This window comes from Bartonella gabonensis, from assembly GCF_903679515.1.
Lineage (GTDB): Bacteria > Pseudomonadota > Alphaproteobacteria > Rhizobiales > Rhizobiaceae > Bartonella > Bartonella gabonensis.
This window is the reverse complement of the sequence record NZ_CAHOYM010000008.1, coordinates 41432-56743: the sequence shown is the minus strand read 5'-3', so window position 1 is coordinate 56743 and position 15312 is coordinate 41432. Positions and strand designations below refer to the sequence as shown.

At 37.1% G+C, this 15312-nt stretch carries 10 protein-coding genes and 1 pseudogene; 7 read left to right on the top strand and 4 right to left on the bottom strand.

The genetic code is table 11. The annotated features are described in order from the left end of the window. Positions 1-4612, bottom strand: a 4612-nt coding sequence (locus HWX04_RS03080; RefSeq protein ID WP_175868758.1) for a pertactin-like passenger domain-containing protein, incomplete at its 3' end; no start/stop codon positions are given. A 568-nt stretch (positions 4613-5180) separates the two neighbouring features. Here HWX04_RS03080 and HWX04_RS03075 point away from each other — a divergent pair. Continuing rightward, a complete protein-coding gene (locus HWX04_RS03075) occupies positions 5181-6470 on the top strand; it encodes an MFS transporter (RefSeq protein WP_175868757.1) in 1290 nt (429 codons plus the stop codon). Here the strand turns inward: HWX04_RS03075 and HWX04_RS08485 are convergent. The 3 genes and pseudogenes from HWX04_RS08485 to HWX04_RS03070 form a co-directional block, all read right to left on the bottom strand. After that, positions 6467-6733, bottom strand: a complete 267-nt coding sequence (locus tag HWX04_RS08485) for a hypothetical protein (protein ID WP_246257368.1) — start codon at positions 6731-6733, stop codon at positions 6467-6469. The genes HWX04_RS03075 and HWX04_RS08485 overlap by 4 nt on opposite strands. Further along, positions 6720-6900, bottom strand: a pseudogene (locus HWX04_RS08480) (hypothetical protein). Before HWX04_RS08480 ends, HWX04_RS08485 begins: the two are co-directional and overlap by 14 nt. Then, positions 6900-7346, bottom strand: a complete 447-nt coding sequence (locus tag HWX04_RS03070) for a DNA polymerase III subunit chi (protein WP_175868756.1) — start codon at positions 7344-7346, stop codon at positions 6900-6902. The pseudogene HWX04_RS08480 and the gene HWX04_RS03070 overlap by 1 nt, the downstream one beginning before the upstream one ends. A gap of 409 nt (positions 7347-7755) precedes the next feature. Here HWX04_RS03070 and lptF point away from each other — a divergent pair, with 409 nt between their 5' ends. The 6 genes from lptF (at position 7756) to rsmA (ending at position 15282) form a co-directional block, all read left to right on the top strand. Then, positions 7756-8946, top strand: a complete 1191-nt coding sequence (gene lptF / locus HWX04_RS03065; RefSeq protein ID WP_175868755.1) for an LPS export ABC transporter permease LptF — start codon at positions 7756-7758, stop codon at positions 8944-8946. Beyond that, on the top strand, positions 8943-10034 hold the full coding sequence (gene lptG, locus HWX04_RS03060) for an LPS export ABC transporter permease LptG (protein ID WP_175868754.1): 1092 nt from the start codon (positions 8943-8945) through the stop codon (positions 10032-10034). Before lptF ends, lptG begins: the two co-directional genes overlap by 4 nt. Then, positions 10035-12395: an LPS-assembly protein LptD gene (locus HWX04_RS03055; RefSeq protein WP_175868753.1), complete on the top strand. Its 2361-nt coding sequence runs from the start codon at positions 10035-10037 to the stop codon at positions 12393-12395. Between the two features lie 102 nt (positions 12396-12497). Continuing rightward, the gene (locus HWX04_RS03050) at positions 12498-13448 is read left to right on the top strand and encodes a SurA N-terminal domain-containing protein (protein ID WP_175868752.1); all 951 of its coding nucleotides are present in this window, start codon (positions 12498-12500) and stop codon (positions 13446-13448) included. Beyond that, positions 13448-14461 carry a 4-hydroxythreonine-4-phosphate dehydrogenase PdxA gene (gene pdxA / locus HWX04_RS03045; RefSeq protein WP_175868751.1) on the top strand — a complete coding sequence of 338 codons (1014 nt, stop codon included), beginning with the start codon at positions 13448-13450 and terminating at the stop codon, positions 14459-14461. The genes HWX04_RS03050 and pdxA overlap by 1 nt, the downstream gene beginning before the upstream one ends. Further along, the gene (rsmA, locus tag HWX04_RS03040; protein ID WP_175868750.1) at positions 14452-15282 is read left to right on the top strand and encodes a 16S rRNA (adenine(1518)-N(6)/adenine(1519)-N(6))-dimethyltransferase RsmA; all 831 of its coding nucleotides are present in this window, start codon (positions 14452-14454) and stop codon (positions 15280-15282) included. Before pdxA ends, rsmA begins: the two co-directional genes overlap by 10 nt. Positions 15283-15312 lie beyond the last annotated feature (30 nt).

Genomic DNA, 15312 nt, shown 5'->3' with positions numbered 1-15312 from the left:
GAATTCCTCTTCCCATACGCACGCTTTGCATTTCATTGTGAAATACCATCGCTGGAGCTACAGACATAGACAATACCGCATCTGTAGAAGGCGTGGTTAAAAAGTCAGAAACTGAAAGCTTCTCACTTAAATGTGAAGAAGGTTGTTCTTGGTTGCTTGGACGCAAAGTCATATGATCGGCTAAAGATTGAGAAGAGGCTGAAACAGCCATCTGTTGTTTGTCAACAGAAAGAGAATGTGAAACTGATGGAACTGCTCCTTTAATCATTTGACTTCCCAGATTTGAAACAATTGAAGAAACAGAAGCTGGAGATTTTTGACTCACGTTGTGGCGGTTTTYTCTTTKACGTGGCAACTTAATCGCATGCTCTTGTGTATTTGTAAACGTTGAAAGAGAAGAAACTGATTGATTTTGACTTAAATGCCGCGCAGATCTGCTTATCCTCCGTGGTCCTCTTGGCGCTCTATCCATGTAAACTGCAGATAAATACCAAACTTTTCCCTCTTCATTCTCAATATTTTTGTGTTTTAAGCCATAGGTATAAGTTCCAGCATCAACAATTTGAATTTTTGCTCCAGAAAAACTTTGTAGAGTAAAAGATGCGCCTCCACTTTGATCCAAAATTAAATCAAGTTCTGTTGAAGAAGGATCAACAATTTCAATACCAGAATCTACAACACTTATTGTGTGAAAACCCCTTCCATTCTTAATAAAAAGGTAATCACCTTTTCTTTCTGCAAGGCTGACATTAAAATCGAAATTGAGACTCCCCGAAAGATCATCAACAGAAAGCTTGGAGTAATACAAATCACCTTCAGAAGAGGTAAACATGACATTTCCTATACCGCTTAACTGTTGAATGTAAGTACTTTTGTCGTCAAATTCATGAGCAATGAAGTATAATTGAGCCTTTTCTCCATTTAGATTGATATTTTCTGCTTTAGTTTGTTGATGATCATTTCCAGCATAAAGGTGGAGTTGTCCCAAATCCTGAACCGTTATTTCTCCTCCTAATATCGCACCAGCAAAGCCCCATGAATTGGCTCCTTCTTCAATTGTTAGATTTTTTACAACACCCCCAGCGTGAACTTCTTGAGCACCCCCAGTGCGTAAAATTACTGTATTTGCTTCACCCCCTGCGAATACCCTCTGTACACCATCTGCAAAAACCTCAGTATTTATGGCTAAACCACCGGCTTTTTCTGCAAAGTTATCATCATCGGGAAACCATTTAGCAAGAGTTTGTATTCCTCCACTCATCACTTTTGTTCCCACAGCCATTCCATCATCATATACATTCTGCTGGCCCAGCGTATCCCCTTGACCATAAATTGTTGTGTTGTAAGCACTGCTCCCAACAATCCCACCATTTACATAACCATCTCCCCAAATCAGTTGATTACCACCATAAATTTCAGCTCTTAATGCAGATCCTCCCCCTTCTACCTTTTGTTGTCCACCCTCGTAAATAATCGTAGACTCTGAGAGCCCCTGTTCCCCGATAATCTCTGAACCACCATTTTCAATTGTTGTATTCTTAACAAAACCACCTGCTTCAACATAAAGTGTTCCAGATCCCTCAACTGTAGCGTTCATGGATTGCTTAAGAGCTCCTCCATCATCAGAAATATAAACTACCCTGTCATCATCAAGCAAAAAGTTCTGTAGAATTCCTCCTCCCTCACGAATACTGAAATTAATGACATCAGAATATGGATCAAAATTAATATTAACATCTTGTGACAGCGTAATATTTTCTTCTTTTTCAGGAAGCTTATCTATAGACGACTCTGCATGAGGTGAGGGGAATACAGGAATAGACGTTGTTTGTAATGTCGCCAAATACCAAGTCTTTCCACCATTATAATCTTTTTTCTTTAGATCATACAAATAGGCTCCACCATCAATCGTACTCGTCTTTTCACCAGAAAAATTTGTCAGAGTAAAATGCGCATTTCCGCTTTGTTCATGAATTAAATCAAGCTCTAAAACTAAGTTTTGGTTTTGTAGAGAAGAATCGGCAATTTCAATACCAGAATCAATCACGCTTATGGTGTGATGTCCTTCCCCCTTTTTGATAAGGAGATAATCACCACGCTGCTCCTCAAAATTAGTATTTAATCTAAAACGTAAACTCCCTGAAAGATTACCAACCTCAAGTCGAGAGTAATGTGGATTAAATACCGTAGAAGTAAAAATAACGCTGCCTTCACCACTTAAATTCTCAATCAAAGAACTTTCGCCATCCATATTAGAAGCAACAGCGTATAATTTTGTATTTTTGCCCTTTAAAACAATTTTTTCTACTTCAGTACGAGATCGCTCAGCACCAGCATAAAGATAAATTCGTCCAGAATCATGAATCATGGTGCTTCCTTCTAATGTTGCACCAGAATGTAACCATGATTGTGCTTGATGCTTAATGATTAAATCTTTTACATAGCCTCCTAAATCTATTACTTGGAAAGCATTCCCTTGTAAAAGAACACTAATCGCAATTCCTCCCGCTAAAACGTGTTGCTTTCCACCAGAAAAGACCTTCGTATCAAATGCAAAACTGCTATAAGCGTTTAGATCCTGTTCTACATAAAGATTTTGTACCCCTCCTTCCATGATCTTTGTATGAAAAACCTCTCCATCATCGTACACATTCTGATATCCTCGCACCCCATTTTCACCAGAAATGACGGTGTCATAAGCGCTGCTTCTTACCATCGCACCTTTGATATCAAACTTTCCTGAAATAAACTGCTCACCACCGGAAATTTTAGCCCCTTCAGCCTTTCCCCCCTCTTCAATCCTTTGTTGTCCACCTTTATGAACAGCACTATCCAGAGAAAGACCCTGTGTTTTAATAAGCTCAATCCCGCCTCTTTGAATTGTCGTATACAAGCTAAAACTACCGCTATAAACGGAGAGCTTTCCACCATCTTTAACTGTATTACTAATTGAAGTTTCTCCATTACTCTTAACTTTTGTGCTGCTCATGTCAAAGCTAGGATCCGCAATCGTGACAATCATGCCCTTTTCAACTGTAAGTTCTGTAAGATCTTTCGATAATGAAACCATAGTAGATGGCTGCAAGCTAAAATCAGAAAATAAAGAATTTGTCTCATCAAGAGCATAATTCGCATCTAAATACCAAATTTTACCGGTGCCTTTATCATTTCTATGTTTCAAACGATACCTATAGGTTCCAGCATCAATCGTTTCAATTTTTTCACCAAAAGTGTTTGTCAGAGTAAAATGAGCATCTCCACTGTGATCAGAAATTAATTTAAGCTTTTTGTGAGAAGAATTTGTAATTTCACGCCCAGAATCCGTCACACTTATAGCGTGAAAACCAGAACCTGTTTTTTTAATGACAAGATAATCACTAAGGTTCTTGGCAAAGTTGACATTAAAATCGAAATGGAAAGAACCTGAAAGATCATCAACATTAAGCTGAGAGTAATGCTTATCAGTCCCTAAAGACGTAAAAATAACTCTCCCATTTCCTGTTAACTTCTGGATACTAACCTGAGTTTTTTTGCGGTTATCTTCAGAAGCAATAATGTATAGCTTGGTATCTTCTCCATTTAAATTAAGATTTTTTACTTTCGTAACCGCTTCACCATTCCCAACATAAAGATAGAGGCTTCCAAAATCACGAACATTTGTATCTTTATCTAATATTGCACCAGCAAAAATCCATGACCTTGCTTGATGATTAATTGTTAGAGTATCCGCATATCCAGAATTATATATCTTTTGAGTAGCTCTATCGTATAAAGTAACTTCGCTCGCATTTCCTCCTGCAAAGATATTCTGCATCCCATTTTTAAAAATTTTGGTCTTCAGTGCAAAAGCACCTTCATTGATTGTAAAATCTTCATCTTCTGTATTGGCTGTATCAACATCTTCTGAGAAACCGTTATTAAAACTCTCTTTCCCATCAAGATTCTGAACTCCTCCTTTCATAACCTTTGTGTCAACAACCATCCCCCCACTATAGACACTTTGTATTCCTAGCATTCCCTCTGCAGCATAAATTTCAGTGTTATGAGCACTACTTTTCTTATCTTTACGTGACAAACCATCTCCAAGGACCCCACCACCAAAAACAACCTGCTCACCACCATAGATTTTAGTCCCTTCAGCATTTGCACCACTCTCAACGACTTGTTTCCCCCCTTTTTTAACCATGGCATATTCTGAAGAGCTTAGGTTTTGGACAAACTCAATCCCATCATGCTCAATTGTCGTATCCCTGCTGACACCTGCTGCATCAATGTAAAGTTTTCCACCCTCCTGAACCGTATTATTAATAGAATAGCCGGCAGCTTTATAGCTAAAACTATTTATTTCAGAATCTCCAGAGTCACGGTTGGTAATATAGATCGTAGCACCACCACTTATTATTGAATTTGTGAAGACTTCAAAGAACAGGTTTTCTAATCCCTTCCTTTCCTCTTCTGAAGACCTCTTTCCTTCTATTTTCTTTTCATGCACTATCATTTTTTCCCCCCCTGTTTTTTCTTTTAGTGTCGCTACTCCGTCTGCATTCGCCATCTTGATAAAAAAACTACTGGTCATTAACGCACAAAAAATTAACTTCAATTTGCGTTGCATGATTCACACTCCACAATTCCAAATTTAAGTTCCCCATTTAGAAAAAAATGCATCGACCAAAACAACATTCTGTAATGGCTCAACCTCATATTTTTTTAAAAATAAAGTATTCGATGATTAAGCTCTGACAGATCAAATATACACCATGTGTTTTTAAATGCACACACAACCAAAGATTTAATTTTTAATAAATACACCTAAAAAGTGTTGTAATTATATTCATAAAAATTTTTTTAATCTTTTTGAGAAGCTAAACACTGATCTACGAATAAAATTGATCCTCAATAGATAAAAATGGCCTTAAACTTTAAAGGAAACAGCACTATGAATGAGAGCTGCCTTTATGGCCACATATTTCCATCTTTTACAGCATTTAAAACACAGTCTTTATTCACTTCAATTTTGATAATCCAAAAAACACTTATTGATGGTCATCAGTCGATCATCATTGTTCGAATATATTAAGAAACGTCATAATATCGACTCGACACTGATCTGAAATTTTTATAGTTATAGTGGTTCAATTTCGTGATTTGATTTGTTATACACTGAAAGGGACATTCTATTCATGTCTATAAACTCAGAAATAAAAAGTATAAGCAAAAGGAATTCTCCTCGTCGAATTTTATTTGCAAGCCTTATTGGCCCAACAATTGAATTCTTTGATTTTTATGTCTTTGCAACTGCCGCAGCTCTTATATTTCCTCATGTATTTTTTCCAACGCAAAATGACCAACTTGCTATTTTACAGTCTTTCCTAGTCTTTGGAGCAGCTTTTTTTGCACGTCCTTTTGGATCGATTGTTTTTGGACATTTTGGAGATAAAATTGGACGAAAAATAACGCTTATTGCCTCTCTTCTCACAATGGGTCTTTCAACAGTCATTATTGGTTTTCTTCCCACATATGAAACAGCTGGATGGTGGGCACCCTTTTTCTTAACCCTGTGTCGTATTGGACAAGGAATGGGTTTAGGAGGTGAATGGGGGGGAGCCGTTTTGCTTGCAACAGAAAACGCTCCTCCAGAAAAACGCGGATGGTATGCAATGTTCCCTCAATTGGGCGTTCCAATCGGTTTATTCTTATCTATTATAGTGTACTTAGGTCTATTGCACTTTCTTGATCATGATGAACTTTTAGCGTGGGGATGGCGCATTCCTTTTATTGCCTCTATCATTTTTATGATTATAGGCCTGTGGATTCGCCTTTCAATCAATGAGACAGTTCAATTCAAGAAAACCCTTGAAAGTAAAGAACGTGTCAAAGTTCCTATCATTGATGTCTTTTTGAAATATCCAAGAGTCCTATTTCTTGGAATATTTTCTGGTATGGGGACATTTGTTTTATTTTACTTGGTCACCGCATATTTATTAAGCTATTCAACAAATCACCTGAAACTGCCCTATCATCAGGCTTTGCAAGTAGAAGTGATTGGTGCTATTTTCTGTGGAATTTTTACCGTTATAACCGGAAAACTTGCCGATCGTATTAAGCGTAGAACTTTGATGATTTTGATCACAATAATTACCAGTATTTATTCTTTCGCAATTCCTTATTTTTTAAATTCTGGAGTTATAGGAATTCTTGCAATGTCTATCATTGGTTTATCACTCATGGGAATGATCTATAGCCCTCTTGGTGCTGTTTTGGCTTCACCATATCCAACAGAAGTTCGATATACAGGTGCTTCTGTAACCTTCAATTTATCTGGTATCGTTGGAGGATCTCTTGCTCCTTATATTGCAGAATACCTAGTACAAAATTTTAATACTTCTTATATTGGTTATTATTTACTTCTCGCCTCTTTCATCTCATTGCTTTGCTTCGTCGGATTTAAAGATAATGAAATATCGAGCTAAAATATAATAACGAAGAACAAAATAAAGACTGGCAGAAAAAATGCTGCCAGTCTCATTTTTAAAAACATGGGTTGCGGTATACTCCACCACAATATTCCCGCAAACAATGCACTCAAAAAGAAAAATAAAGAATCTGCAATATTGCTTATATCAACATCAGTAAACATCCTTGATAGGATATGCGTTGTCCCCAACCACGAAACGCAAAAAAAAGCTAAAACAACAGCCCATAAAACAAGCAAAATTCGATCAATAATAATCATCATGCCATTTCATTTTTTTAATTATAGGCCATATTTTTAACATGCCTAAAAGAAAAATCACAATAAAGACCCAACGTCCTCCCCCCTGATTCTTCCGCAATAAAAAGTTCTGGATTTACGATTCCTACCAATCCTATAAAAACCATAACAAAAGATATGAGATGCATTAAGCCTGTTTTTCCCAACAACGATCTTCAGTCTGTTGCCAATATGTTAAATTATGATTTTCCATTTTATATTTTTTCCACTGTGCTCGAGCAAGATTCAACTGCTCATCATTTCTACCATCAAATAGCACGACAAGCCGTTGATAAGCATCAATATCCGAACAAACAGCTCCTTCTATGAGAAAACGAATCTTTGAATCATTGGGGTTCTCTTGTCCTGTCGTCAGAAATACAGGCTGAAAATTTGAATATTGATCACACTCTGTTCCATGTCCAATAAACGATTCATCAGCATAAACCCATAAATGCATATCTATAGAATCCCGTTGTTCTTCACTCACACATTGTATTGTTACCTTATCAAAACGAGCCAATGCCCGCTCCACAAGCGTTGGCAAAATATCTTTCAGCGTTGACTGCGTCAAATGATAGAACAGAATATCCAACCTCTTAAGCCCTCATCACTCTTTATACAAAAGAGAACATCTTTTTTAGATAAACGTTTATATTCCTTATATAAAAGGAAATGGTTCAAGATATAAACCTCTTTTTTGATTGAGATACATTATCTTTTTGCCTGTAGTTTTAAAAGACTCTTTAAAAGATAAAAAATTTATTTTCAATGTTAACAAAAAAGTTTTTAAGTTATTTTCTAGATTTTTTGTAGACTATATTTGAAAATAAAATATAATGAGTGGAAAGATTAAGAGGGAATTTAACAAGCAATTTTATATTATTTATTTGCTAAAAATATCCAGTCCATGGAGGGGTGTTTTTTTAAATTTTATTATATTTTAAGTGAAAGCAGTAAAAATATCTGCTATCGAATTAGAGACTGAGGGTGATCCCTAATTTATGCGTATTATTGAGTTTTACATCCTGAAACGTGTCTTTGTTTTGTTTGGTTCAGTGATGATTGCAGCAGTGAGCGTTAGTTGGACGGTGCAGATTCTTGCACGGCTAAACTTTCTCACAACAAGTAAACAAACACTCCTTACAGTCTTGCAATTTTCACTCTCATTGGTTCCTTCGGTTATTTTTCTTGTCATTCCATTTGCATTAGTAATCGCAGTTACAATCATCCTTTCAGCAATGAATCAAGACTCCGAACTTGCTGTCATCAATGCCTCTGGTTTTCCTAAGAGTACTGTTTGGAAACCTATTCTTCTTCTTGCTATTGTTGCATCATGTATCTCCTTTTCTATCGCTAATTTTGTTGTTCCTCAAGCGCGCCTTCATATGCGACAAATGCTAGCAAATGCGCATTTTGATCTTATTAATCTGTTCATTAGTGAAGGGAGCTTTCAAAAACTCGCCAATAACCTTTACATAGAAATTGGCAAACGGAATCCAAACGGAACACTTGAACGTCTTTTCATCGCCGACCAGCGTGACCCTAAAACGGATCTTTTTTATTATGCAACAAAAGCCTCCATTATAAGCAATCAAAATGGTCGTTTTTTAATCCTCGATAACGGTGAAATAGAAAGAGTCAATCACGACAATAATAGTGTTTCAATCGTTCAATTTAGCGCATATACTTTTAGCCTAGGAGAGTTTATTCCCAGTGATAAAACACCTACTCTTTATCCCAAAGATCGATCTCTTTCTTATTTACAAAACCCTGACCCAACAGATCCCTACTATCAACGAAAACCACTCCAATATAAAGCTGAGTTTCACCGCCGATTAACACAATGGCTCTATCCAATCGTTTTTACACTTATTGCATTAGCAGCGGCAAGAGATGTATGCTCTCATCGACAAGGACGCCATTTAGCAAATTTCTCGGCGATTGCTCTTTCTTTTCTGGTCTATTGGATAGGGTATTTTTTTGCCGAAAAAGCAAAGAACGATCTTGCATATATTCCTCTCCTTTATATTACACCCATAAGCATAAGTATTTTTGTCTTTTTTATACTTTTAACGAATCATAAAATTGGACTCCCCACAAAATTTAATGAGGTACTTCAAATCATTTTTCAAAAAGTAGTGAACAAATTTGAACATCGAAAATCTCAAGATTCTCTGGATAAAATATCATGATTGGGTGGATACTTGGACGCTATTTTTTTATACGTTACCTTAAAATAACGTGTTATTTTTGGGGAAGTATTTTTGTTCTTGCTCTTTTAATCGATTTTACAGAAAATTCTGGTAAGCTACCTTCCCTTCCACATTATACAGCAAAAGACGCATTTCTCCTCTCTGTTTTACGCATCCCTTTTATTATGCAACAACTTATTCCTTTTATTGCACTCTTTTCTGCAATGGCAACGCTTATTTCGCTTAACAAAAAGCTTGAACTTGTCGTGACTCGCTCAATCGGTGTTTCTGCATGGCAATTTCTTATGCCAGCTTGTTTGGGCGCTTTTCTTTTGGGATTATTTTCAATTTTTCTCATTAATCCACTTGCTGCATGGGGATTTTCTCAAGCAGAAAAAAAGATAACTGAATGGCGCAATAATAATGTATTAACATCTCTTCATAATACGCGTATCCACTGGTTCACACAGCATACGGATTTAGGCAGAACCACCATTGGTGCTAAATTTATCACCGATCAAGGACTTTCTCTTCTCGATGCAACCTTTGTCCAATACAAAGACGACGCAACCGTCAAAAATTGGATTAATACCCCAAAAGCAACCTTGACCAATGGCGCTTGGCTCTTAACAAATGGAATAATCTATAAAATAGGGCATCCTCCTGAAAAATTTACCGTATTAAAAATAAAAACCAATCTAAAACCTGAATTTTTAACGGAACGTTTAGTGAATCCCGCAACTATTCCATTTTACCAATTACCTAAAAAAATTATGATCGCACGTTCATTTGGCTATTCTGCTAATAATTTTGACATGTATTTACAATCTTTGATTGCCTTACCGGCATTGCTTGTGGCAATGACTCTCATTGCAGCAACTGTATCTTTAAATTTTACGCGTTTTGGGCAATCTAGAACGTTGATTCTTGGTGGCGTAATAGCTGGGTTTACGCTTTATGTTATTTCCGTACTTGTTCAAGCTTTTGGTAACGCTGGATATATTCCACCAATTATTGCCGCCTGGACACCTGTCGTTATTGCATTATTCTTGGGAATCTCTTTTTTACTTCATAAAGAGGATGGTTAAGTGAAAGCATTAACGCGTAAGAAAATCATTTTAACAAAATTAAGTGCTTTCGCTTTTAGACGTGTGATGGCGGTTATTTTAACGGGAGCCTTGCCTTATTGTGCACACGCTCAAAGCCTTATGTCTTCTTCTCAAAGTCGCATTAAAAACTCGGAACTGCCTCTTTTGCTCTCCGCAGATGAACTCATCTACAATCGTGATGAAAACACTGTTTCTGCACAAGGAAATGTCCAAGTTGAATATGATGGCAATAAAGTTGTCGCTCAAAAAATCATTTACAACCAAAATACAGGCCGGCTTGTAGCACAAGGAAACGTTGAAATCACTCAAAAAGATGGTAATAAAATTTACTCTAATCAAATTGATATGACCAAAGATCTTGGCGAGGGTTTTGTAAACGCTTTACGGATTGATTCAGCCAACAATGTGCACTTTACCGCTCAAAATGCTACACGCAAAAACAATCAGGTAACAATCTTTGAAAATGCAACCTATACAGCCTGTGAACCTTGCTCTTATAAACCAGATAGAGAGGTCCTGTGGAAAATTAAAGCCAGAAAGATTATATGGAATAATAGCGTAAAAAAAATTCGGTTTGAAAATAGCAGTTTTGAAGTTTTTGGTGTACCGATTATAAAATTTCCAAATTTTGAGCTCTATGATCCAACTGTCAAGCGTGCTAGTGGTCTGCTTACGCCCCATTTTTTCTATACTGATTATCTCGGTATGGGGATGAAAAATTCTTATTTCTGGAATCTCGCTCCCCATTATGATTTTACACTTTCTTCTACGGTTTATACTCAACAAGGGCTTTTAACAGAAGGAGAATGGCGTCAGCGTTTAAAAATGGGCAGTTATAACATTCGTTTTGCTCACATATATCAAATGAAACCGCATAGATTTGACAATGATACGATTGATGCACAGCATAAAAACCGTTATATGCTGGCGACAAAGGGAGACTTTCGTATTAATTCACACTGGACTTATGGATGGGATATTCTTGCACAATCCGATCGGAATTTTAGTCATGCCTATAAGCTTGAAAACTATAGCGATCCTACACAACTTTCTCAGATCTATCTGAATGGTATTGCAGGAAAAAACTATTTTGACATGCGTTTTTATCATTTTAAAATTCAAGATTCGATATTGAACGATCCCCATTATGAACGTCACTCTCAGCAAGCATGGGTTCTACCACGCATCGATTATTCTTTTACACCAGATGAGCCCATTTATAATGGAGCACTTACCTTCCATAGCAATATACAATCAATTTACCGTCGTCATGCCGACTTCAGTTCACCCGACTTGAACGAAAATCCTCTCAACACTTTACGACTTTCTGGTATGGCTGGAAATAGTTTGCGTTTAACAAATGAAGTTGAGTGGAAAAAGCGCTTTAACACGCGCAATGGCCTCATATTAACCCCCCTTTTCTCTCTACGGGCCGATATCCTTACAATCAATGGACAAGAAAATTATTTAGAAAACAATGCTTTATCCGCAATGCGCGGCTCAAAAATTCGTGGCATGGCAACAGCAGGATTAGAGGCACGCTATCCCTTCCTCATTACAGCTGCTCATTCTACACATATTATAGAACCAACCGCACAAATTTTTATACGCAATAACGAACAATATATCGGACAACTTCCTAATGAAGATGCACAAAGCTTTGTCTTTGATGCAACCACTCTTTTTCAACGAGATAAATTTTCTGGTTATGATCGTGTAGAAGGTGGGACAAGAGCTAATATAGGTCTAAGATATTCTGGAAACTTTAATGACAACTGGTCTCTTTATGGTCTCATTGGACAATCCTTTCATCTGGCAGGAAAGAATTCTTTTGCAGAAAAGGACCTTGTTAATGTCGGTATTCATTCTAGCTTAGAGGCAAAACGTTCAGACTATGTTGCAATGTTTGGTGCAACCCATAAAAACGGTTTTTCCTTAGAAACGCGTGGACGCTTTGACAAAAAAACAGGAAAAATCCGCCGTAGTGAAATTGAAGTATCACAAAAGTGGAAACTTTTTTGGACCTCTGTACAATATGCTTATATTGCAAGCCAACCGAATTATGAATATCCACAAGAACGCCAAGAAATTTCTTTTCAAACGGGCTTCAAACTGGCAGACTATTGGTACATTAATAGCAACGCCGGTTATGATCTCGTGTCTGGTACATTTGTAAAACGAGGAATTAACTTGAATTATGCAGATGAATGTTTCGGGGTGACATTCGGTTATCAACAGGTAATGAATCCGGGAAGCCCCCCCCCCTTGCAAAACTTTAATTTCTCTCTTTCATTACGTACAATCGCAGATATCGGGAAAAAGATAGATCCAAATTTATAAAGAGAATATATAAGTGTTTTAACTTATTATTGTTTTTATGAAAGAAAGCGTATAGTTTAAGTTACTGATGAGAATTAATAAACAATGCGAAAGCCTATTGACATGAATAAATTGAAAAAGCGTGTTCTTGCTTTATTTTGTATTACGTCTTTGAGCGTAAGTAGCCTGCTCATAAATGAATTTTCGATTCCGTTGGCCTTTGCGCAGACTGCTATTGCTGTTACAGTTAATGGCAATCCTATCACGAATTATGATATACAAAGGCGTGTTGCATTTCTCAGACTGCAACAAAAGCAAGGCAATTTGGTGGCACAGGCTAAAAAAGAGCTTATCGAAGAAGAGCTCAAAAATATTGAAATAAAACGCCGTAATGTCGAGGTAAGCAATGTCGAAGTTGATAAAGCTTTTGAAAACTTTGCAACGCAAAATAATATGATAATTGATCAGCTCAACCAGATTCTGATCCAAAATGATATTACTGTGCAACATTTCAAAAATTACATCCGTGGACAAATAGGATGGGGGCGTCTTGTTAGCGCACGCTATCAAGCTCAAATGGGTATGGTTAGTGAACAAGAAGCTGTGCGCAGAATATTAAAAAATGGTGGTGTTAAACCTTCAACCAACGAATATACATTACAGCGCATTGTTTTTGTTATTCCTGCACATCGTCGCTCAGAAATCTTTGAAAGACGTCAAAGAGAAGCAAGCAATTTCCGCGCACATTTCCGTGGATGTGCAAATGCTCACAATCAAGCAAGGGGTATTTTAGACGTTACGATCCGCCCCTTAGGAAAGTTTCTGGAACCTCAACTTCCCTCTGCATGGGAGCAAGCTATTCTTGCGACACCTGCTGGGAAAATGACAAAATTACAAGAAACAACAGATGGAATCGAAGCAATTGCTGTTTGCAAAATAAAAAGGGTTTCTGATGATTATGTTGCTCGGTTGATATTTTCTCTTCAAGATAATAAAAAAAGAAGCCCGAAAGAACTTGAAAAACTAAGCGAAAAATATTTAGAAGAATTGCGGCGCGTAGCACGTATTCAATAATGACTGCTCTCGTTGTTAGTGGTGGTGATCCTGCCGGAATTGGTCCTGAAATAGCTCTAAAAGCGTGGAATTTGCGTGTTACTCGTCAAGTTCCAGCTTTTGCGCTTATCGCTGATCCAGATGTTATTCGTTCGCGCGCTCGTTTTTTACAGATGGATGTTGAAGTGGAATCTGTTTTCACCACCAATCCTGTCAAAAATTTTCAAAACGCTCTCCCTATTATACCATTAAAAAACAAACAAAGTGATCAATTAGGTTTTCCTTCTTCAAACAATGCCGCTGGAATAATTGAAGCTATTGAGCGTGGTATTCAATTGATTCAAAGTGGGCATGCTTCTGCATTGGTTACTTGTCCTATTGCCAAAAAAAATCTTTACGATGCCGGTTTTCAATTTCCAGGTCATACAGAATTTTTAGCCGATTTGGCCCATAAAGCTTTTCATAAATGTTATCATCCCGTTATGATGTTAGCAGGATCTCGATTAAAAACAGTACCAATAACTGTTCATATCCCCTTCAAAGATGTTCCTTCACAGCTGACCCGTTATTTAATCATTCAAACGGCCTTCATTACTGAATATGACTTAAAAACACGATTTAAAATAACGTTACCTCGGATCGCTATCGCTGGTCTTAATCCTCACGCTGGAGAAGAAGGTGCAATGGGAAAAGAAGATATTGAGGTTATCACTCCTGCTATTGAATATCTTAAAAAGAAAGGACTCAATATTACAGGTCCGCTTCCTGCCGATACAATGTTTCATGAGCACGCAAGAAAAACATATGATGTTGCTCTTTGTATGTATCATGATCAAGCTCTTATCCCTGTTAAAACATTAGATTTTGATACCACCGTTAATGTCACGTTAGGTCTACCTTTCATTCGTACGTCTCCAGATCACGGAACTGCTTTTGACATTGCTGATAAAGGCATAGCTTCTCCTGAAAGCTTTATTGCTGCTCTTAAACTTGCAAATCAACTTGCAAAAAATAATTCGATAACATGCCAATAGATAATCTCCCTCCTCTGCGTGAAATCATTGATACATATGGGTTACGAGCCCATAAACCTTTGGGGCAAAATTTTCTTTTTGATCTGAATTTAACAACTAAAATTGCTCATCAAGCAGGAAATATAGAAGGAAAACCTGTTATTGAAGTGGGGCCTGGTCCTGGAGGGCTTACGCGTGCCTTGCTAGCAAAGGGCGCGATTGTAACAGCAATAGAGCGCGATGAACGCTGCATACCAGCTCTCTTAGAAATAGAAAAGCACTATCCGAACAAATTAAAAGTTATTTGTAATGATGCACTGAAACAAGATTTTGCAAAACTCTTTGAAACATCTATAGAAAAACCTCGCATTATTGCGAATCTTCCCTATAATATTGGAACACAACTCTTACTAAACTGGCTGTTAGTGGAACCATGGCCTCCTTTTTATGAATCAATGACTTTAATGTTTCAGCGTGAAGTTGCCAAACGTATTACAGCAAAACCTCAATCTTCTCATTATGGACGTCTTAGTGTCTTAACGGGATGGCGTACTATTGCTAAAATTGCTTTTGATGTTCCTCCTCAAGCCTTCACACCAGCGCCTAAAGTAACTTCTTCCGTTGTTCATATCATGCCGCGAAGACAGCCTCTTTTCTGCTCTGCACAAAAACTAAGCTTTGTAACCAAAACCGCTTTTGGACAAAGACGAAAAATGCTTCGTCAAAATTTTAAAACTCTTGGAGATGAAATACTTTTAAAAAAAGCAGGAATTGATGAAACACGCCGTGCTGAAACACTTTCAATTTCTGAATTTGTGACTTTAGCGAATTTGATAACTTAAAAAGTATCATTTTTTAAAAACAATAAAAAT